This window comes from Maribacter sp. MAR_2009_72, from assembly GCF_007827235.1.
GTDB lineage: Bacteria > Bacteroidota > Bacteroidia > Flavobacteriales > Flavobacteriaceae > Maribacter > Maribacter sedimenticola.
Genome location: NZ_VISB01000001.1, coordinates 3,704,224 through 3,726,480, shown reverse-complemented (window position 1 = coordinate 3,726,480; position 22,257 = coordinate 3,704,224). Strand labels below are relative to the sequence as shown.

At 37.4% G+C, this 22,257-nt stretch carries 19 protein-coding genes; 2 read left to right on the top strand and 17 right to left on the bottom strand.

Annotated elements, in window-relative coordinates:
- Positions 1-5 precede the first annotated feature (5 nt).
- From JM81_RS15655 to JM81_RS15620, 8 genes are all read right to left on the bottom strand, one after another.
- The gene (locus JM81_RS15655) at positions 6-857 is read right to left on the bottom strand and encodes a polysaccharide deacetylase family protein (protein WP_144804767.1); all 852 of its coding nucleotides are present in this window, start codon (positions 855-857) and stop codon (positions 6-8) included.
- Between the two features lie 14 nt (positions 858-871).
- Entirely contained in the window at positions 872-1,849 is a 978-nt protein-coding gene (locus JM81_RS15650; protein WP_144804765.1) for a GNAT family N-acetyltransferase, read from the bottom strand.
- 68 nt (positions 1,850-1,917) lie between these two features.
- Positions 1,918-2,619, bottom strand: a complete 702-nt coding sequence (locus JM81_RS15645; RefSeq protein ID WP_144804763.1) for a WecB/TagA/CpsF family glycosyltransferase — start codon at positions 2,617-2,619, stop codon at positions 1,918-1,920.
- Entirely contained in the window at positions 2,620-3,804 is a 1,185-nt protein-coding gene (locus tag JM81_RS15640) for a delta-aminolevulinic acid dehydratase (protein ID WP_144804761.1), read from the bottom strand. It abuts the gene before it with no gap.
- 305 nt (positions 3,805-4,109) lie between these two features.
- Positions 4,110-5,171, bottom strand: coding sequence for a glycosyltransferase family 4 protein (locus tag JM81_RS15635; RefSeq protein ID WP_144804759.1), 1,062 nt, complete (start codon positions 5,169-5,171; stop codon positions 4,110-4,112).
- Positions 5,164-6,360: an O-antigen ligase family protein gene (locus JM81_RS15630; RefSeq protein ID WP_089259509.1), complete on the bottom strand. Its 1,197-nt coding sequence runs from the start codon at positions 6,358-6,360 to the stop codon at positions 5,164-5,166. Before JM81_RS15630 ends, JM81_RS15635 begins: the two co-directional genes overlap by 8 nt.
- Positions 6,361-6,421: 61 nt before the next feature.
- A complete protein-coding gene (locus JM81_RS15625) occupies positions 6,422-7,867 on the bottom strand; it encodes an O-antigen translocase (RefSeq protein ID WP_144804757.1) in 1,446 nt (481 codons plus the stop codon).
- A gap of 151 nt (positions 7,868-8,018) precedes the next feature.
- A complete protein-coding gene (locus JM81_RS15620) occupies positions 8,019-9,401 on the bottom strand; it encodes an MraY family glycosyltransferase (protein WP_144804755.1) in 1,383 nt (460 codons plus the stop codon).
- 539 nt (positions 9,402-9,940) lie between these two features.
- Here JM81_RS15620 and JM81_RS15615 point away from each other — a divergent pair.
- A complete protein-coding gene (locus tag JM81_RS15615) occupies positions 9,941-11,308 on the top strand; it encodes an exonuclease domain-containing protein (protein ID WP_144804753.1) in 1,368 nt (455 codons plus the stop codon).
- 393 nt (positions 11,309-11,701) lie between these two features.
- On the opposite strand, the gene JM81_RS15605 is transcribed toward JM81_RS15615, so the two are convergent.
- The 7 genes from JM81_RS15605 to JM81_RS15575 all read right to left on the bottom strand — a co-directional run bounded on the left by JM81_RS15605 (position 11,702) and on the right by JM81_RS15575 (position 19,490).
- Positions 11,702-13,108, bottom strand: coding sequence for an MBL fold metallo-hydrolase (locus JM81_RS15605; protein WP_144804751.1), 1,407 nt, complete (start codon positions 13,106-13,108; stop codon positions 11,702-11,704).
- Between the two features lie 47 nt (positions 13,109-13,155).
- The gene (locus JM81_RS15600) at positions 13,156-14,904 is read right to left on the bottom strand and encodes a SulP family inorganic anion transporter (RefSeq protein WP_144804749.1); all 1,749 of its coding nucleotides are present in this window, start codon (positions 14,902-14,904) and stop codon (positions 13,156-13,158) included.
- A gap of 43 nt (positions 14,905-14,947) precedes the next feature.
- A complete protein-coding gene (locus JM81_RS15595) occupies positions 14,948-15,295 on the bottom strand; it encodes a TfoX/Sxy family protein (RefSeq protein ID WP_144804748.1) in 348 nt (115 codons plus the stop codon).
- 2 nt (positions 15,296-15,297) lie between these two features.
- Positions 15,298-16,071, bottom strand: a complete 774-nt coding sequence (locus JM81_RS15590; RefSeq protein WP_144804746.1) for an SOS response-associated peptidase — start codon at positions 16,069-16,071, stop codon at positions 15,298-15,300.
- A 28-nt stretch (positions 16,072-16,099) separates the two neighbouring features.
- Positions 16,100-16,885 carry an aldose epimerase gene (locus JM81_RS15585; RefSeq protein WP_089259500.1) on the bottom strand — a complete coding sequence of 262 codons (786 nt, stop codon included), beginning with the start codon at positions 16,883-16,885 and terminating at the stop codon, positions 16,100-16,102.
- Positions 16,875-18,173: a M20/M25/M40 family metallo-hydrolase gene (locus JM81_RS15580; protein ID WP_144804744.1), complete on the bottom strand. Its 1,299-nt coding sequence runs from the start codon at positions 18,171-18,173 to the stop codon at positions 16,875-16,877. Before JM81_RS15580 ends, JM81_RS15585 begins: the two co-directional genes overlap by 11 nt.
- A gap of 75 nt (positions 18,174-18,248) precedes the next feature.
- Entirely contained in the window at positions 18,249-19,490 is a 1,242-nt protein-coding gene (locus JM81_RS15575) for an ABC transporter permease (RefSeq protein WP_144804742.1), read from the bottom strand.
- Positions 19,491-19,493: 3 nt separating this feature from the next.
- Between JM81_RS15575 and JM81_RS15570 the strand changes: the two genes are divergently transcribed.
- On the top strand, positions 19,494-20,729 hold the full coding sequence (locus JM81_RS15570) for an exo-beta-N-acetylmuramidase NamZ domain-containing protein (RefSeq protein WP_144805668.1): 1,236 nt from the start codon (positions 19,494-19,496) through the stop codon (positions 20,727-20,729).
- Here the strand turns inward: JM81_RS15570 and JM81_RS15565 are convergent.
- A complete protein-coding gene (locus tag JM81_RS15565) occupies positions 20,718-21,590 on the bottom strand; it encodes a sterol desaturase family protein (RefSeq protein WP_144804740.1) in 873 nt (290 codons plus the stop codon). The genes JM81_RS15570 and JM81_RS15565 overlap by 12 nt on opposite strands.
- Positions 21,591-21,751: 161 nt before the next feature.
- Positions 21,752-22,243, bottom strand: a complete 492-nt coding sequence (locus tag JM81_RS15560) for a YkgJ family cysteine cluster protein (protein ID WP_144804738.1) — start codon at positions 22,241-22,243, stop codon at positions 21,752-21,754.
- Positions 22,244-22,257: the final 14 nt, after the last annotated feature.

Genomic DNA, 22,257 nt, shown 5'->3' with positions numbered 1-22,257 from the left:
ATTTTTTAATCTAAAACAGCAACTTTTTTTTGGTTCCAATCTATTTGATCATTGGCTGTGGAAATATCCATAAACTGAAAATCGTTTAGCCATTTTTCAAGTTTAGGCTTACATGATTTTAAACCTACATAAGACTTAAACCGTCTTATTGAAGATAAATCCTTGATCAAGGGTTGCTTATAATCAAAGTCCCTTGGATGAAAATAACTCATTATATAATCTGACTTGAGCGTCGCTTTTTTAATAAAATTGTATGGTAACAACCTAAAGTACCCGCCACCTGAAAAAACCATGGACTTACCTACAATAGATTGGATATTTATTGGAAATTCCTTTAAGGTTACACCATTATACTCTATAAGGGATGGTTTGGCACTAGGGAAGCACTTAAGTCCGCCATGTGCATGCTCTATAGGGAAAACGGATGAATCTGTGGTAATACCCAATTCATGCAATACCTCAAAAGCCCATTTATTATTATGTGATATGGAAAACCCTGGCGCACGGAACAGCTCTACCTTTTTCCCAATACAATCCTCTATAGTTTTGATCGATCGTTCAACATCATTATAAAAGGTTGGGCGGTCTTGTTCATATGCCAATTGATGCATATGGGTGTGACTACCAATTTCATACCCCCTATCAGAAATCATCCTTACTACCTCTGGATATTTTTCCGCTATCCACCCTACAACGAAAAATGAAGCGGAAGCCTTGCTTACGTCCAAAATCTCAAAAATGGTTTCCATATTCTTGTGGATGCGAGACTCATAATTTACCCACTCCTTTTCTGATTTGGTTGATGGATTATCCAAAATATGGAACCACTCCTCTATGTCAAAAGTTAGAATTTTCATTACTTCTGCGGATTTTAGTACACATATTTAGAGACATAATGCCCTAATATCTGTGAAGTTCGTAGTGGTTGGTATTTCCAGATTTTAGTCAAGAACTCAAAATCTCTCAATGATGTCTTTGGCTCCTCTGATAGATTGTAATAGATAGGAAGCTCCATAGGGTTCCAAAGCTTTTTAAATTCATGTTGGGAACTATCTATTGTAGACCTTCCAAAAGAGAAATAGCGGTGCTCCTTTGCAATGGAGGTTTTGATCATTTCCCAAAACATGAGTGCATTTACATTTTGCTTATTATATGTTTCATCTGTTCCTGACCAACATAGTTCGTTAAAGCCTAAATAAGAAAGGGAAAAACCCGCCGAGATTGCTTTAACCCCGTCATAGATAACGGTAATTTGCACATCGCCATACGTATATTGCTGTAGTAAATTCCTAAAAAATTGCTTACCCAAAGGAGGTGAACCAAATTTGAGCATGCGTTGGGAAAATATGGTGTAAAAATCATTCAGCAGCTCTATTCCCCCAGATTTTACATCAAAATTCATTTTAAGGGTCTTCCTGATTTTCTGTCTTAATTTCGCCTTAATGGTCATGAACATTTCATCCTCCGTATCTTTCAATTTTAGAATACAGCTGATTTTTTTATCGATATAATGCTCAGAAAGTTTTTCAAAACTTCGTATTTCAAAACTAGGGGCGTTTATTAGAGAGGATAAATTTACATTGTTTGCATATGAAGTTTGTACTAGTGGGCCTCCATATGAAAAATGGGGCATGGATACCATCTTTTTACCAACATTGACTATAGGCATTACACCAATGGTTTGTTCCCCGTCCTTTATGAAATAGTTGGTAGAGGAATATCCAAAAGTATTGGACAATATTTTTCCCAAACTCGGATTATGGGCAATGGTAACCATCTGATGGTTATTTTCCTTTTCAAGAAAATCATTCCATTCATCATCATTGGTACACACTAGGGTAGATAACATCTTGTTTAATTTATAATTAGGTTTATTTTAAGATCAGGGGTATTTTGGGTACATGCTCAATTGGCTCTCTAAAGCTTGTTCAGTACCAGATTGTAGAAATAGGGCAATAATTTTATATCTCTCATGATTCTTTTCCTTGGCTCCATCAAGGTTCTATATATTCCCTCAAGGTTATTGTCCAACCACCATTTAGGGGCTCTATGCGTGTTCCCTATATAAAGGTCAAAACTACCTCCCAGTCCTTGGTAAACCGCGGCATGCCGTAGATACATTTTTTCCATTAAAAGTTCTTGTTTTGGAGACCCCATGGCCACGAAAACAACATCTGGTTTTTTGGCGCCTATATCATTGATCAAGTTCTCTTCGTCATCCTTGGCCGTTAGGTATCCATTTCTGAAACCAACAATATTGATGGCAGGAAATTCTTCCCGCAATTGCGAAACCGCTTTTTGAATGACTTCTTCCTTGCCACCAACGAGATAAAACGATTTCTCCGTTTGGTATGCATTGATAATATCCAACCAAAGTTCACACCCAGGAATCTTAATGGCCTCATGGTGTCCTTTTTTATGCAAGGCCCAAACTGCACCAATACCATCCGAATAGCCAACATTTCTATTGATTATTTCTCTGGTCTGCTCACTTGCATGTTGAATTTTTTCTCCATTTACTGCTACAAGTATTTTCTTGTGCGCAAATGCAAACTCCATTAATTTGGTTCTTGACTCTGGTATATATATTTGTACACCGCTTACTTTTTCCGATTTCATTTAGCTAGCTTCTTTTAAATAGTTGGACATTGCATTGAACATAAAAGCATTGCTCCAACGCATATAGGAAATTTTGGAACTGATTCCTTTCTTTAATTGGTAATAGAAATACCCTTTATCATCTTGCATGTGCTCAATAGTCCACTGCATGACTTTTTGGGCCAAATCCTCATTCTTGGAAAAGGTTTTAGTTTTGGCCAAAGTGACAAACAATTGTCCAGGACAGTGTATATCGATAGGGTATATAGCATTATGGTAATATTTTGGGGTACCACCTGGCATAAAAAAAGTATGCAGATAATAGTCCAGACCCAATTCTAGATGCTTGGAAAAAGATTGGTCTCCTGTAATATCCTGATACGTCTGTATAGCATCTAGATTATAACCGGTATGAAAACTATCTATCCAACTTTGAACCGGCATAAGACCATAAACCCATGAACCATCCTCCTCTTGAAGCTCACAACAAGCTTCAATGGTAGTTCTTGCAAGTTCTTTCAAGTGGTCTTCTTTTGTATAGGCATACACCTGACTTAGAATCTTGGCACCCAACAAACTGGCGTTTATTACGGTATCATTTCCCTTTAGGGGTGAATAGGAAAATAAAAATCCTTTTTCTATGGTCGTCCTGTTCAAATCATGAGTCACAAAATTGGCCGCAGATTTGGCACAGTCTAAATAACGGTCATCATTTGTTACTTCATAAGCCTTTAATAGGGCATCTACACAAAACGAAGTTGCAACAATGGTGGGCGTTTCTTTTGGAAATAAAAAAATCAGCCTGGCCTGCCAATCAAAATTATAGCCCCAACATGCTCCACTATGCTTCTTGTCACTGCGCTTCACCAACAAATCCGCAAGTGTAATAATAGCTTGCTTGATAGCTGCCTTATCACCAAAAGTAATATCTCCTTTCTCAGTTATATGGTACAAATTACAATATCCGGAAAGGAACAAGGCCAAACCTTTTGAGTTGTACTGTTTGGGTACAAACAACAATTTTCTAAAATTAATGGGAGACCTTTTAAAACCTTGAATCCATACCAATCTGGCTACGTTCCATTTTTTTAATGGCAAGGCATTGAAAATTTTGGAATTAAGTCCATCATAAGGATCCCAGCCTTTGTATTGCTCAGCCTCGCAATACGCTTTTAAATTTAAAAATGAATGTATAATCTTTGACATATACTTCTTTGTAACAATGCCAAGAACATATCCTGCAATATTCTCTTAGCCGTCGTCTTACCGCTAAATTATGGTGACATCATTAATCATCTAAAGAAAGCCGATTAACTACATTAAGATTCGAAGACTTACATTAAAGGGGCATAAAGTCCCATAAAATAAGGGATTAAAGAATGTTGGACTCTATAAACATAACATTAAACACGATTAATGGCTTGGATAAAAACTTGATTACATGGTAACGCCCTTAATCCCTCAATTGTGATAATATTATAAACACAACGGTAACATAACTAATGAAGATATTATAGAAAAGGTGTTAATTCTTGAAGAATTTTCTGAGCAACCTTATTGCTCAAGAGGTGCTCATGCGCAAAATTGTAATTAAAATTACCCATTTCCTTCCTTAATTCAGGATGAACCATTAGCATGGCTATTTTGTCCTCTATGTCAATAGCTTGTTTAGGATGTACAAAATATCCCATTGTACCATCCTTAAAAAAACTTTTTAACCCGCCTACCGGAGTAGTGATAACAGGTTTCCCAAAGGCCATAGCTTCTAAAACCGACGTAGGCAAACCCTCGCTATAGCTGGGCAAACAATATACATCGCAGTTTTGGTACAACGCAATTTTCTTCTGCCCCTCTACATGGCCGGTTAGTACTATTTGATCATTATTTGCTACAAGCTTGCGAATGGGTTCCAATTCATTACCACTCCCAGCAATGATCAATTCAATATTTTTATGTTTTCCCTGCAGTTTTTCAAATGCGGCAATGGTTTCATAAATACCCTTTTCCTTGATAAGTCTAGATAGAAATAGAATACTGAAATCAGAACTTTTGTTAATCTCCTGCTCTTGCACAGCAACATTGGGAAACAAGCTTCTGTTGACCATTGTGGTTGATACGACTACTTCACCCTTATATCCCCATGCCAAGAGTTTACTTTTAAAATCCTCTGACAGCACAAATATTTTTTTTGCTTTGCCCAGGCTTTTTTGAAAAAACGAAACATATTTTTCATCAATCCGCTTTTCAAAATCCAAATTCCAGCCATGGAAAAACAATACAAAAGGTATGTTTTTTCGAAGAAGGTACTTTGCAAAAAAAGCATCCCTAAAAAAACTACGACTTCCTAAGGATGGGTTTAGGATTAACAAATCAGTAGGCTTGTCGGTAGCTTTCTTTAAATGCCATATATCAATTAAAGGTCCAAAAATATTCTTACCATGCCCTCCTATTTCCAAGGGTGTGAACGTAACGTGTTCATGAGCCTTAAACTCTGGGAACAAAGCGTTCCAAAACGCACTTACACCTCCTGGCAATGTTAATTTGGGTACGGTTACCGTAATATTCTTAAGCATTCCTAAACATTCTTTTTCTTAATACATTTTCAAACTCCAGCTTTACAAAAACCAATACCATAAAAATGTCCAACTCAAACCACATGCCCCCCTGGGTCATCATTAACGAGCCATAAAGGAAAAAAATGGCCATTGCCAGTCTATATGACGGCAAGGTCTTTCTTTTTAGGATGAACTTGAACAAGGAAATTAAATATCCGATAAAAAAAATTATACCTAAAAGCCCATTCTGGCCCAATTGTGTAAAAAACTCATTATGCGCATATACAGGTAGTCCCGTTTCTTGGTACATATGCATGATCAGGTCAAAAAAACCATGTCCAAATATCATTTCGAAAATATTACCATTGTACCAAAGCTCAACAGAAGCCATCCAAAAGAGCAACCTACCAGACCCGGCTGCTGTTTGCTTACCGTTCCTAATGTCGAAAATTCTATTGTAAAAGGCCTCATTACTCTCAAGAAGGATATAGAACCCTACCCCGACCAGTATAAGGATACCTAAACCGGACAGTACTTGCTTTAAAGTCAATTTTTTAGGAAGGAACAAGAAAATGAGTCCAATTACGAACATGAGGTAACCGGTACGGATATAAGTAAGATATATTAAATAAATACCATAGGCCAATAGGGCATAATTCAATTTTGGAAAACGGATTAAGGTTGATTTGGATTTGATATATGCCAATAATATCAAAACTGCCGTTGTGGTGGTAATTGCCGCACCGTGCGAATTTTGAAACATACCGGAGTAGCTGTCAAAATCCTTAAAACTTAAAACATCCTTAGCCTTACTCTCCAATAGTCCAAATGTAAAAGGTATGCCCGATATAATAACAAATTGCGCAAAACCCAGTAAAAGTTTATCCAACTTTCTAATATTCTTAATATGCCTGTAGGCGTACTCGAACATTAAGGGAAACATCATATACCTTATGAAATCAACAATACCGTAAAAATAACTGATGGAAAAATTGGCGGTAACGATATTCTTGGTAGCCCGTGCGTAAGACCATTTAATAAAGCCAAGCTTTTTATCATTACGTTTTATCAGTACTTGCCAAAAAAGAAAGACAAATAAAGGAATTTTCCATACTTGGGAAAATGTAATAGGGCCCACTTTAACCGGTCCCATGAAAATCAAAAAGAACAGAATAAGGTATGGATATAGTATTTTGATTTTTTTCATCAAAACGTTTATTTGCTGCTAAAAATTAAATTTTTACAATCGTTAAAAACACTTACCATATTTATTTTTTAAAATATTTCCCTAATAGATCTTTAAGATTTAATCTTTTGTCTAGTTCCTTAAACGAATAATACATGGAAATAAGTATAAATAGAATACCAATTACATAATTATATGGAGAAGAACATAGTTTGGCCGTCAACAAACATCCTATAGCCAATGAAAATTGAATGGCGAAAATTTTAATGATCGAGGTAGAAAATTTAAAGCCATAAATTTTTCCGGTCATTGCATATATCTGTATCAAATAAATAAAATAGGAGGCCATATAAGAGAGACCTAACCCTGTTAAGCCCCAGTAATAATAGCCAATAAGATTTAAGGCCAATGTATAAGAATTGGTTATCAACTCATTCCAGAAAAATAATTTACTGGCTCCTTTTGCGATAAAGAAAAATGCCACTACCCATGCGGCTACCTTAAAGAACATACCAAGTGCTGCCCAATATATCATTTCCTTGACCGGGATAAACTCTGAAGAATATAAAATGGTAATAATAAGTTCAACGAATACCAAAAATACAATCAGAACCGGGGCTAGAATCAACATTGCAATTTCTGCCTGTTGGTTAATTAATGTAATGGCCTTTTCATTATCATGAACCACTGCAGACAATCTGGGAAAATAATCCGTTTCCATAGCGGTAAACAGTAAACCTACATATGTAGATATAATTGCAATACCGGCATTGAACAAACCAACATCTTCAACCCCACCGTTATTATTGATAAATATCCTTATTATGTACGAAACGCCGAGAACCATGATTCCGCTGATACTTAGCGTAAAGCCCATAACAAGCATATTCTTCCCTTTTTCTTTAGTTTCCTTTACGGAAACAGGAACTTTTTGGGTTTTAATTTTTTTGGTAAAATAAAATGCGACCGCAAAACCTAGGATAGAGGTACATATCATGGCGGGTACAATACCCTTAACCCCTAAATAATAATAAATGGGCACAGAAACCAAAAGTCCCAAAGCTGCTCCTATAACATTGGCCTTCGCCAAATATTTGAGTTTGCGCAATCCTTGAAGGAACACAAAACTTCCACTAGTTAATTGATTTAATAACAATGTAATTGAAAGCCAAACAAAGGCAATGGTATAATCTTTGTTCCCAAAAGATAGTTCACTTAACCAAGGGGATAATACTAAGGTCAAGATTCCGCCAAAAAGACCGGTAAACCAAATCCATCTCTTAACGATGATTAATGTTTTGGAAAGCTGTTTTTCATCTCCCAGTTCAAACGCAATGGCTATTTCCTTTACGGCACTAATACCCAAACCAAAATTGGTCAAGGAACTTATTAGTTTAGTGGTAGACATGATCAATCCGAGAATACCTATACCTGCAGGACCCAATAATATAGCCAGTATCTTAGATCGTCCAATAGAGATAAGAATATTAATGACCTGTACCCCACCAAAGATGGAGGTAGCTTTCATTATCTGTCTATAGCTATTTTTACTACCGCTCTGGCTCACTTGTAAGGTATTGAACTAATTTCTTGGATAAGATTATAGTATTTTGAAAACAACCCCTAAATCTGGTAATTTGATTATACCGATTGTTTAAAGAATGTAAAGGGAAAAAACCTTATTTCGTATTTAACTTATTAGGGTCCAATTGAATTTCAGCTTCTATTGGGTTCACAAGTACTTTTTCCTCATTAATATAGAATTTGAACTTCTCAGTGCTGTCAATGGTCTTTGTATTTGTAGTTTGATGTTCTGGTTCTATTTGTATTGTATCCAATTTATGATCGTGGCCGTTGGATTCCTTTTTAGCCAATCTATCATTAAATGAAATGATTTTTGCATCGTCATTTTTATCTTCAAGAACCCTACCGCTTACACCCGGGGTTATTTCCTCTGGTTCCTCTCCCTTAAATTCCTCAAAGACACTTAAAAAAGGTAACAGATATAATAAACAACCAAAACAAACTACGACTATTAAACTCATATTAATTGGCAAGTTAATAGTAAAATACGTTATTAAGACCAAGGTCAGGTTACTGACCACTAAAAACATTGTTGCCTGCTTATGATTTAGCCCCAAACGTAATAGTCTGTGGTGAATATGATTACTATCCGCATCGAACGGACTTTTCTTTTGGGCAATCCTTACAATAAAAACACGCAATAAATCAAACAACGGGTATGATAAAATGGCCAAAAGTAAAATGGATGAGTTTTCAGAATTATACTCAAAAACCAGTTCTGGATCTATATTTAGAAATCCAACACCTTGGTAGGCCAATAAGAAACCAACAATAAGCGATCCGCAATCACCCATAAAAATTTTCCTGTCCGAAGATAGATTATATTTCAAAAAGCCCATTAAGGAACCTATCAATACTGCAGCCATTATCGTCATTAAATAATTTTCTGCCATATAAAATGCAATACCAAAACTTAAACTGGCCAAAATTCCTATGGAAGAAGCCAAGCCATCGATACCATCAATGAGATTTACAGCATTGATTACCAAGACAAAGACAAATATGGTAAAGCCTACAGAAATAATATAGGGCAATTCCGCTATGCCCAATAAACCATGAAAATTAGATATCCTTACATTTTGAAGAATACACACCATGGATACCGCTATAAGTTGAATGACCAATTTCTTTTTAGCGGTCATAAATACCAAATCATCCTTAATACCCAAAAACAATAATATAATTGTAGCGGCCAACAATGAAAGTAAATTACTTAAATCCTCAACAGTATTGTTCAGAAACGGTACAAACAAAAGTAAGGTCAAGGAAAATGTAATGAACAAGCCCATGCCACCAAGATTGGGCACCTGTGAAGTATGCACCCGTCTTTCTTCGGGAACATCCATTAGTCCCTTGGTCTTGGACACATAAATGATTACTGGATATAAGTTAAACCTAGTAGCCATTACATACGCAATTAAAGCTGATATGACCATTAAAACAGGTAAACTCAAAAATAGTTCTTGGATCGAATCCATTTAAATTAAATTTTTCTTGACACAGATCTTAATTAATAAAGATCTGAAGCAAATGCGTTCATGTTGTTTGCAACACGAACAATTAATACTCAAAAAATAATCGTGTCCAAATAAATCTTACAACTTATTTAAGGCTAAAATAGCAAGGTAATTTTCACAACTTAGATTTACATCGGTAGGATGCAAGCAAAATCGTTGTTTAACACAATCCCCATTCTCATTTGGCTAATCGTTGAACAACACCGCTTATAAATGGACCAACCGTGGGTTCAAAAGAAAATATCCTTGTTTTGTAAAACGGTTTTTCATCTATAAAAACGCAATACAGTAAGAAATTATAAGGCATTGCAATGCCTTGAACATGGAGTTTATCTATCCTAGATTAATTTTTACTATAACTTAAATAAGGTCTTGATTTTTTGGACCGAGATTGTAATTTTCTATAAAATGATTCCCGTTTTTGACCGCAACATAGTTTCATGTAAGTTTTGTACCTATAAATCAACTAACTTTATCTACCCAAAATTTTAGTACATCTTTTGTATACCATAATAGACATAGAGACCACCGGAAATGGTGTAAAAGGAAATAAAATAACCGAGATTTCCATTTTTAAGTATGATGGTCATGAAGTTGTTGACGAGTTTACCTCTTTGGTAAATCCGCAATGTGAAATACCCCAATTCATTACAGGATTAACTGGTATTGATGATAATATGGTGAGAAATGCACCTTTATTGGAAGAAATTGTACCACAAATTGAGGCCATTACAAAAGATACCATTTTTGTTGCCCACAGCGTTAATTTCGACTACAATGTCATTAAAAACGAATTTAAACAATTGGGGTTGGATTATTCCAGAAAGAAACTATGTACGGTTCGTCTTTCCCGAAAATTATTGCCAGGTTATCATTCCTATAGTTTAGGAAAACTCACGGCTTCATTGGGCATTCCGTTAACCGATAGGCACAGGGCCAGAGGAGATGCCCATGCCACCGTACTGTTATTTCATAAATTGTTAAGGACGCAAGGTGCGGAAACGGTGTTTAAACAATTTTTAAATTCAAAATCACAAGAGGCCACTTTACCACCGGGTTTACCAAAAGCGGAATATGATAAATTACCAATGACCCCCGGAGTCTATTACTTTAAGGATATGAAGGGGAAAATTATCTACGTGGGTAAGGCCATCAATATCAAAAAAAGGGTACTTGGGCATTTTTATGATAAAAAAACCAAGGAAATAAGACTCTGTGCAGAAACAACATCATTAGATTTTGAGGAAACGGGCAATGAGCTCATTGCTTTATTGAAGGAATCCGCAGAAATAAAAAAGCATTATCCAAAATACAACAGGGCCCAAAAAAGAACCGTACAGCAATATGGAATATTTAGTTATGAGGACCGTAACGGAATTATCCACTTGGCATTCAATAAGATAAAAATGACACCCAATGCTTTGGCGGTTTGTTATAGCCCTACAGAGGCCAGACAGTATTTAGAGGCTTTATGCGGTATGTTCGACCTATGCCCTAAATATTGTCATTTACAGGAAAATATTGCTATATGCTCCCATTACAAATTAAAACAGTGCATAGGTATTTGTTCTGATGTCTCATTGGTAAAACAATACAATGAAAGGGTTCTTGAAGCTTTAAAAAGTCTTAAGGACATACAATCTACATTACTGATAAAAACCAACGGAAGGCATATGGATGAAAATGCCTTTGTATTGATCCGTGAGAATAATTATGCCGGTTACGGGTATGTATCAAAGGATATCCAGATACAGGATGTGGCGGATATTGAGTTCTATATAACCCCGCAAAAAAATACTTTGGAAACCCAGCGTATTGTGGAAAGTTACCTAAGAAAAAACCCGAGCAGTGTTTATGCGCTACCTTAATATTTGTGGTAAAGTTGGCGGTACTACTCGTTCATTTTATTATACATTTTTATTACAAATACCAACCATACCATAAAGATTACAGCTACAAAAATTGAGTAAGCTAAAACGAACTCCACTACTTTTTAAACTTTAGGTAATTCATAAATCCAAGGATGGTAGGTGCCCAAAACGCAACAAAAATTGCATCAAGTTTTTTACCGGACATAAAAAGATATTCAGAAACCACAATTATTGATAATACGACCAATAGCATGATAGTGTTCATTATACCTATTCGTGAAATAAATTTTTTTAGCATCTCTTTTATACGTTTGCTTTTTAAATTTACATATAAAAGCTATACAATTACCGCTTATATGAAGCAAAATACTATAGCTATATAGAAATCATTTATAATGTTGAAGGACATACATAGTCCGTAGTTGCAACACCTTCCTTCTTCAATGCCCCAAATCCGCCCTTGACATCTATAAGATTATGAATACCTCTACTTTTTAATATGGAAGAGGCTATTACCGACCTATACCCGCCTGCGCAATGCACCAAAAAGTCATCGTTTTCTGGAAATTTAGCTAAATATTTGTTGAGTTCGCTTAGCGGGGTATGCTCCGCATTTAAAATATGTTCGCTCTTAAATTCACCAATTTTTCTAACATCGAAGACCGCTATCCGTTCTTCAATTTTTTGTTTTGCCTCATCTGCGGATATGGATACTATAGAATCCGTTTCCTTACCCGAAGCTATCCACGCTGCCATTCCCCCTTTTAGGTAACCAATGGCAGCATCAAAACCTACCCTGGACAACCTGGTAATAGCCTCTTCTTCCAAACCTTCAGGGATTACCAATAATAGAGGTTGTTTGGTATCGGCGATCAAACCACCTACCCAAGGAGCAAAGTCACCGTTTAACCCAATAAATATGGAACGTGGAATATGGTTCTTTACATATTCATCTTGATGTCTAACATCTAACACCAAAGCTTCTGTCTCATTGGCCAGACGCTCAAATTTTTCAGGAGTGAGTGCACGGGTTCCTCGGTTCAACACCGTTTCTATGTCCTCATACCCCTCCTTGTTCATTTTTACATTAATCGGAAAATATTTGGGAGGCGGTAAGAGCCCGTCAGTGACCTCTTTAATAAACTCTTCCTTGGTCATATCTGCCCTAAGCGCATAGTTCATCTTTTTTTGGTTGCCCAAGGTATCTACGGTTTCCTTCATCATATTCTTGCCACAGGCCGATCCGGCACCATGGGCAGGATACACGATAACATCGTCTGCCAAAGGCATAATTTTAGTACGTAAACTTTCAAACAAGGTACCTGCTAATTGTTCCTGCGTCATATCGGCAGATTTTTGGGCCAGGTCCGGTCTACCCACATCCCCTAAAAATAAGGTATCCCCAGAAAAGATAGCATGGTCCCTTCCATGCTCGTCCTTTAGTAAATAAGTAGTACTTTCCATAGTATGTCCGGGCGTATGCAATACTTTAATGGTCAATTTTCCTAAAGTAAATTCTTGTCCATCCTTGGCTATAATTGCATCAAATGAAGTTTGTGCGGTAGGACCGTAAATTATAGGGGCCCCTGTTTCTTTGGAAAGGGTAACATGTCCACTTACAAAATCTGCATGAAAATGGGTTTCAAAAATATACTTGATCGTGGCATTGTCGTTTTTTGCACGTTCAATATAGGGAGCAACCTCACGTAATGGATCAATTATGGCAACTTCCCCATTGCTTTCTATGTAATATGCTCCTTGAGCCAAACATCCCGTATAAATTTGTTCAATATTCATTTGCACTTAAAATTTCAATTACTAATCTATCTATCTTAAAATTAAAGCTAACTTGAATTCTTTTTTAATTTAGCCATTTTACTGTTCTCATAGGCAACTTTGGCCGCCAATAATGATATTTCATTGGGATTATCGAAAAAATCTACTGCTTCTTTGGTCTTTACGAACAAAAATTCCCGTTGTAATTCCTTAATAATACCCGTATTAAAGATAATATCCCTTGTGGGGCCAATTGCGCCAGCTATATAAAATTGTTTACCGCTTTCCCGTATATCATGAATAAGCCTGGTCAACATATCTGCTGCGGTGGCATCTATATAATTAATGGATTCGGCGTTTAATATGATTCCTTTAAGTCCGGGACCTTTTGCCCTTATATGCTTTAATAACTGTTTCTTAAAATAAGCCGAATTACCAAAATATAATTGGGAATCGAACCTAACAATAAGAAGGTCGTTGCGCACTACCACCTCATCGGCAAATCTTATTACGTTCTTATAATAATCCGAGTTGCCAATATTACCAATTTCTACAAAATGCGGTTTAGAAGTTCTATAAACCATTAATAGCAAAGAACATAATACTCCTATTAAAATACCTTCTGCAATGCCCATGAACAAGGTGAGAAAAAAGGTTACCAACAACACCACAAATTCATCTTTTCTATTGATCCATAAATATTTACAATATTTAAAATCTATTAATTTTACGACCGATACCATTATAATACTTGCCAATACCGCATTGGGCAGATATTGAAATAAAGGTGTTAGAAACAATAAGGTCAGTACAACTAGGATTACACTGAACAAACCGGCCAAATTTGTTTTGGCACCGGCATCAAAGTTTATGGCCGAACGGGAAAAACTGGCCGTTACAGGATAACCCTGAAAAAGGGATCCTACAACATTTGCCGTCCCCAATGCTATTAATTCCTGATTAGCCTTTATAGTCTCTATACCACTTTTATCCTCCAAGGCCTTACCAATTGAAATTGCTTCCAAATAGCCCACCAAGGCAAGCGCAATGGCAATAGGCCACAACCTTTTAAAATCCTCTAAATTCAATGATGGTAATTGTAATGCAGGAAGTCCGTCAGGTACGTTACCCACCAATTGAATACCAAAATTATCCAACTTAAAAAGAAATACTCCAACCATACCCAATACAACTATGATAAGAATACCAGGAATATTCCTGTTCCACTTTTTAAATGCGACCAATAGTACGATCCCGATTAGCCCAATACCGAGGTCCACATAATTTATTTCATCTAAATGAAAAAGTAAGTTAATGGCAGATTGATAAACTTTGTTACCGCCGGGCATAACAATACCGAGTAGATGTTTGAGTTGGCTTAAAATAATAATGATAGCCGCTGCGGATGTAAATCCGCTTATTACCGGTTTGGATAAAAAATTTACCAAAAAGCCCATTCTCAATATGCCTAAAAGAAACTGGATAACACCCACCATGAAAGCCAATATTACCACCATTTTAATATAGTCCTCCACTCCCGTTATGGTCAATGCCCCCAGACCAACGGCCACCAATAAGGAATCCATTGCTACGGGACCAACCGCTATTCTTCTAGAAGTACCCAAAAAGACATAAACCAATACCGGAAACAATGATGCATATAAACCATGAACGGGGGGCAAGCCCGCAATCATAGCATAGGCCATACCCTGTGGCACCAAAACAATGCCCACGGTGAGTCCGGCCAACAGATCGCGTAGTAGAAAAGATTTTTTATAGGTGGACACCCATTCCAAAAAAGGCAATATTTTGCTCACGCGGTAAATTTAATCATTTCATTGGGCTTGTAACAATGCTTAGCTACTGTTCGCTTAAAAGCGCATTGAATTCCAACGCCTTTATCACCCAATAATCCAAGTGGGATTCCATATCAAAACCATTGGGTGTAATGAACAGGAACCCACGCAAGGGTTTTCCGGTAAAATCCATCGGCATACTATCCGATCGTTGTAACAGTTCCTCATAATTTAATTTACCTACCCTAACCATCAAACGATCTTCATTGGATTTTTTGTCTATTAGAACACCCAAACACATTTTTCCGTTGCACATAAAAGTTAACCCGCCCATCATTTTTTTCTCCTCTACCACGGCTTTGCCCTTTAAGCGTTGCCTTACGCGCTCCGCCAGATGTTCGTTATAAGCCATTCTTAAAGATTTAGTTTTAACGGTTCCAGTTCCAGATAGGTTTTTTCCTCCACAACTTCCGGCACATTTCCCAAATAACTTTTACCGCGTAGCTTACCCACGGTATAAGCTTTTAACGGAACAGTATTGAATTGTTCAACTATAGTCTTTATATCATGTTCCACAGTATGGTTATCTGACAACCATAACGTTTCCGCTTCTTCTGTTAACAGCAATGGCATGCGGGGTTCTTCCAATTTTGGATTATTATGGATTTTTGCCAAAAGTTCATTACCTGAGGTCGTGACAATGGAAAATGAGGTAATGGTTCCTCCCGTGGTTGGATTTTTCCATACCGACCATAGCGTGGCAAGTGCCAAAGGTTCTTCGTTTTTTTGTTGAATAAAGTAAGGATAGGTTTGTTTTCCAAAATGATGATGTTCATAAAACCCGTCTATATAAAGTATTCCTCTTTTCTCAACTGCAGCATCCCTAAAGGCAGGTTTTTCAAAAATAGTTTCTACCCTAGCGTTCAGGGTACTGTTCCAAAGTTTTTGCTTTTGTTCCTCACTTGATACCCAATGCGGAATAAGCCCCCAGGTTGCTATAATTGGATAAAATGGGTCTTCATTGGTATATATCAATACTTCTGGATGGGAAAAACCAGATGCATGGTAAACGGGAAGATCCGTTAAGGGAGCCAACTTCTCCACGATTTCCTCAATGGCCTTTAGATCACTATTTCGCATTGCGCGTTTTAACTGCGCTTCTAAACTTGTTTTAATGTCATAGCACATAACTGGACAATTAATTTCCTAAAGCAATCTATAAGGGCTTTAACAATACCTTAAATTGAGCCATATCTTGATTAAGCACCATAAAACCTTCATCTAGATTTTGTTGTGCCACGGCATAGGGGTAAAAAGTTATGGGTTCAATACAAACCATGTTGGGCACCTCTGTCCATAACATAAAATGGCTAAAACCCTCTGTAAGCACTTGCAAACTACGGTCATCATGTAAGGTAATACTATTAACGTTGGGTACATGTAAGGCCCTACTGCCCACCTGCAATACTTCCTCTATGGAATATTCATTGTTCTCCGTGGTGATAAGGGCGGTTTGGGTATGCAACATAAATGCAGGATGATACCCTAACATAAAAGGCATGCCTTCTTCCCCAGAGATGGTGAACACAATTTCCAAACCATTTTCAGTTAGCTCAAAAGATTTTTTAAATTCAAAATCATAAGGCCAGCTCAAGATTTCCTCAGTCGATTTTTTTGGATATTTAGAATTGACCACTTGGGTGTTTGCCCTATATGTTTTATGATAAACGGCCTGGGTAATGTTATGTTCCAACAACGTATATGTCATTTCGCGCAACAGGCCATGTTGGTCCTGTACCGCAGTACTTTTTGGGGTATGAACCCTAAAATCCGCCTCGGCAGTAGGTCCAATGATCGGAAACATTTCCGTATCTACGTTTCGCCAACCGGGGTTACCTTTTTGGTGCATAAATTCATGTCCGGAAACCTGGAACCCTACCAACTCCCCTTCTTCTATCCTTACGCTTTGCCCTGCGGACTTAAGTGTGATCTTATTGCTCATGTACCAATCTATAAATTAAAAGTGCGGTTCTTTTTGTAAGTGCTTCGATCGTGTTTAGGTTTACGGTTTCCTGTGGGGTATGTGCACCATTTCCCATGGTACCCAAACCATCCAGGCAATCTACATATTCTGCCACAAAAGATGTATCTGCCGCACCACGTTTTCCTGGATCATAGGCCAGAACTTCACCTTGTCCCAAATCCAAACTAACGGCATTCAACTTTTTCAACAAATCAGTATTGCCCTCAGTAGGCTGCATGGCCGGATAGCTGTCCTTAAAGAAGATTTTTGCAGTGGTATGAGGTAAATTGTTGGAAACCACTGCTTTCATCTTATCACGTGCACGTTGTTTTTGCTCTTCGGAAATAAAACGAAGTCCACCCCTAACCTCTGCTCTTTGTGCTACCACGTTGGTCTTTCCAAAAACCGTCCCCTTACTGGTCATTTCATCGAACTCAACAAAAGTACCTCCTAGCAAGGTTCCCGGATTAAAGGTCAATAAATCTTCGCCCTTTACTTCAGTATAAAAACCGTTCAGTATGCGAGACATTTCAAAAATAGCGCCCGCACCGGTATCCTCGCTGAAAATACCTGAAGAATGTGCTCTTTTACCTTCTACCTCAACTTTCCAACCTGAGGAACCTCTTCGCGCTACGGTAGCATAGTTAAACCCAGTTGATGTCTCAAACCCTAACGCAATATCACTTCTTTTTGCCGCTTCAATTAAATCGTGCCTGCTTTTTTCCAATGGGCTACCTGTACTCTCTTCATCACCAGTGAATGCAACAATAATCTGAGCATTGTCCAACAGTCCGTTTTCCTGCAATGCCTTTAAGGCATATAATACAATTACATTACCACCTTTCATATCATTACCTCCCGGTGCATGGGCAATGGAATCGTTTACCATCTTAAACCGTTGAAATGGACTATCTTCTTCAAACACCGTATCCAAATGACCTATCAACAGTAATTTTTTACCTTTTGTTCCCTTTATTTCAGCAAATAAATGCCCTGCCCTGTTCATCTCTTCCGGCATTGGAATCCAAGTACTTTCAAATCCTATTTCAGTAAAGGCAGTGGCAAACTCTTTACCTACCGTTTCAACACCTTTAAGGTTTAAAGTGCCGCTATTGATATTTACGACCTTCTCTAGAAATGAAATTGCCTCGACATTATGGCGTTCAACGGATTTTACAATCCTTTTTTCATTCTTTGTTAATTTTTGGGCATGTAGTCCCAACAGGAAAAATGAAGAAACAAGGCTAAGGAAAATCTTTTTGCACATATGGTCCGTTTTATTTCAAATGTACCAAAAAGAGGTAGAATATGCATACAATTATCTTGTGTTGTAAAGCAAAAACTATTCGAACCTAATAGCTTTAACGGGGGTAATCTTCGTGATTATATAAGAAGGTATGAGCAACATTAACAAACATAACAATAACACACCTATATTCAATAACACTATAATAGGCAGATCTATACTTACCGGAATATATTCCACATAATACTCTTTAGGGTTTGGAAACTTGAAAACCTTAAATTGTTCCTGGATAAAAATTACCCCAAGGCCAATAAGGTTTCCGTAGAATAACCCTATTCCTATTAAATAGGCGGCATTGTACAAAAAGACTTTTCGTATATCCCAATTGGGCATGCCCAAAGCCTTTAAGACACCTATCATTGGTGTTCTTTCCAGAATAAGCACCAACAGGGCAGTAATCATGTTAATGCCCCCTACTATTATCATTATTCCAATGATAAGTGCAATATTAAAATCGAACAGTCCGATCCATTCAAAAATCTTATGGTATTTGTCCTTGATTGTCCTGGTATCTAGATTAGAAAGTGTTTGTCCGTATATATCATTGCTTTTCTGGTCAATATCGTCAAAACTGTTCAGAAAGACTTCAAAGTTACCTACTTCCGTATCGGCCCATTTGTTCATGCGTTGAATATGCCGTATATCCGTAAAGATGTAGAGTCCGTCTATTTCCTCAAAACCACTATCATAAATTCCCGTTATGGTAAACTTGCGCTGGTTAGGAATTTTATCCGTAGTATCATCCCTTAAAAAAAAAGTAAAAAAAGAATCGCCTACTTTTAAATTAAGGCGATTGGCCATTATTTTGGATATTAAAACATCAGCATTTAATTCCCCGGAATAATCTGGAAGCGTTCCCTCAATTAAAAATTCATTGAACGGAGCCCAATTATAATCGTTGCCAACACCTTTGGCAATTATACCCTCAAAAGTTTCTTCGGTCCTGATTATCCCGGCTTTGGTAGCCACCGCCTGTATGTGCACAATACCGTCTACCGTTTTAAACTCAGGATAAAAATCCTGTTCTATGCTAACGGGAACTACGGAAACCTCAGAGTTATTATTATCGTAATTATAGATCTGTACATGGCCGTTGAACGCCGTAACCTTTTCCCTGATCTTTTCTTTAAGCCCCAACCCTGTAGCTATGGCGATCAACATCATGATAACACCAATAGCAATTGCGGCAATAGCTATTTTTATTATCGGCGCAGATATACTAATTTTATGCTCCTTACCCTTTATAAGCCGTTTGGCAATAAAATATTCTAGATTCAAATGATGTTATTTTTATCCAATTTCAAAAGTACAGTTTTATTATGGTTTTTGGTATTGGGCACATGCGGAAACAATGCCCATACAGTAACCGAAAACACACAACGCGCATCTAAGCCACAAATAAAACAGGAAGAAAAAGAAATAGTCGTAGCCGCTAACCGTACGGAAGCCTATGTACCACTTTTAAAGGGAAAGAAAATTGCTGTTGTCGCTAACCTGACCAGTGTTATTTTTAAGCCAGGTGGGTATACCCATTTGGTAGACAGTCTACTTTCGTTAGATGTAGCGATCAAGCACGTTTTTTCTCCCGAACATGGTTTTAGAGGCAATTTTGATGCAGGGGAACATGTAAACAATAGCAAGGACACCAAAACTGGACTAGAATTAATATCCTTGCATGGAAAAAATAGAAAGCCAAGCCAAGAGCAATTAGATGGTTTAGATCTGGTATTGTTCGATATACAAGATGTGGGTGTGCGTTTTTACACCTATATAGCTACCCTGCAACTGGTCATGGAAGCCTGCGCTGAAAAAGGAATTCCGGTGTTGGTATTGGACCGCCCAAATCCTAACGGACATTATGTAGACGGACCAACCATGGAAGCAGAACACACCTCTTTTCTGGGCATGACCCAAATACCCTTAGTGTACGGAATGACCATTGGGGAATACGCCAATATGGTCAATGAAGAAATGTGGCTAGAGGGAGACAAAAAGGTAGACCTTACCGTATTCCCATTAGAAAATTGGACACATGACCGTTTTTACAGTTTGCCCATTAGACCTTCTCCAAATTTACCAAATGACACATCTATTACCCTATACCCAAGTTTAGGAATGTTAGAAGGCACAAATATAAATGCCGGTCGTGGTACCGAATTTCAATTTCAACGTTACGGCGCATCTTTTCTGGATAAGAACGTGTATGAATTTACCTATATACCAAAACCAAATTTTGGATCAAAATATCCAAAAGAAGAGGGCAAACTATGTTATGGCAAGGACCTATCCAAAACCGAACGCATGAATGAGGTGACTATGGAATATATTATAGATGCCTATACCAATACCGTGGACAAAAGCAAATTCTTCCTTACCGACGGATTCACTAAACACGCCGGCAATGATAGACTGCAAAAGCAGATTGAAGCAGGGGCTACCAATGCCGAAATAAAAGCGACATGGAAAGCGGATATTGAAAAGTTTAAAAAAATTAGGGCGAAATACTTACTTTATTAAAGGCTGTTCATTTGCTATTTCCTCTAGGCTACTACCATTAGTTGTTGGTTTTCTATAGCCAACAAAAGGATATTTCAACAACGAACTTATTTCACCGTTAGCAACCTCATCTGGGAAAGTATCTACTCCGTAAATAATTTTTTCGCGATCTAAATGCATGTATGTACCGAACAGTCGGTCCCACCAAGAAAATATATTACCGTAGTTACTATCCGTGTAAGGTAGTACATAATGGTGATGTACTTTATGCATATCCGGTGAGATCAATACCCAACTAATTGCTTTGTCAACACCTTTTGGCAATTTAATATTGGCATGATTAAATTGTGACAATACTACAGATAGACTTTGGTACAACATGATGATACCAATGGGCGCACCCACAATAAAAACACCGATCAAGGTAAACATATACCGTATTAAGCTTTCTAAAGGATGATGCCTATTGGCCGTAGTCGTATCTACATTATGATCGGTATGATGTACCAAATGAACCATCCACAGCGGTTTAACCCTATGCTCCACCAAATGTGCCGTATAGGCACCTATCAAGTCTAACAGAGCAACCCCCAAAAAAACATAGGCCCATAAAGGCATTTCCGGCAACCAGTTAATGATACCAAAGTCATTGGCTACCGCCCAATCCGATGTTTTTAAAAGTAAAAATGCCAATGGAAAATTCACCACAATAGTCGTCAAGGTAAAGAAGAAATTGGGCAAGGAATGTTTCCATTTATTATAACTGCCGTTGAATAACGGCACAATACCTTCTAGGATCCAAAAGAACGTAATACCACCAACCAAAATCAATGACCTATGTACGGCAGGTATCGTTTCAAAATAAGAAATGAGTTGTTCCATGTTCTAAATATAATAAAAAGTTGGGTGGGATGTTCTTTCATCAATGGTTGATGGTTTTAGGATTAACCTAGAAACTTTTTAATTGAAGCCACCTTAAAAATTATCGTTAATAGTACATTAACCCACTTGATCTATTATTAATTGATGTAAATTGATGCATATTACTTTATTCGTTTTTTCATCTCCTCTACTATATTGAACGCGGCAGGGCAAATAGCCACATTCTTTAGGGTAAGATGGCTTATTTGCTGAAATTTCTTTCGGTCCGTATGCGGAAACTCGCGACATGCCTTTGGCCTCACATCATATATGGAGCATAGATTATCTGGGCCTAAAAACGTACAGGGTACTTGTTGTAAAACATAATCGTTTTCCTCATCGATCCGTAAATAGGCATCTATGAATTTTTGGGGTTTCATCCTAAACGATTTGGAAATGCGCTCCACATCTGCGTTGGTAAAAAGTGGACCTGTAGTTTTGCAACAATTGGCGCAGGTTAAACAATCTGTTCGCTCAAACTCTTTTTCATGAAGTTCTTGCATGGTATAGTCCAAATCCTTTGGTGCTTTTTTCCGCAGTTTGGCAAAGAACTTTTTATTCTCATTATGTTTTTCCTTGGCCTTTTTTGGTAATTGTCGTAAAACCTCCTCCATGTCTAAAATTAATT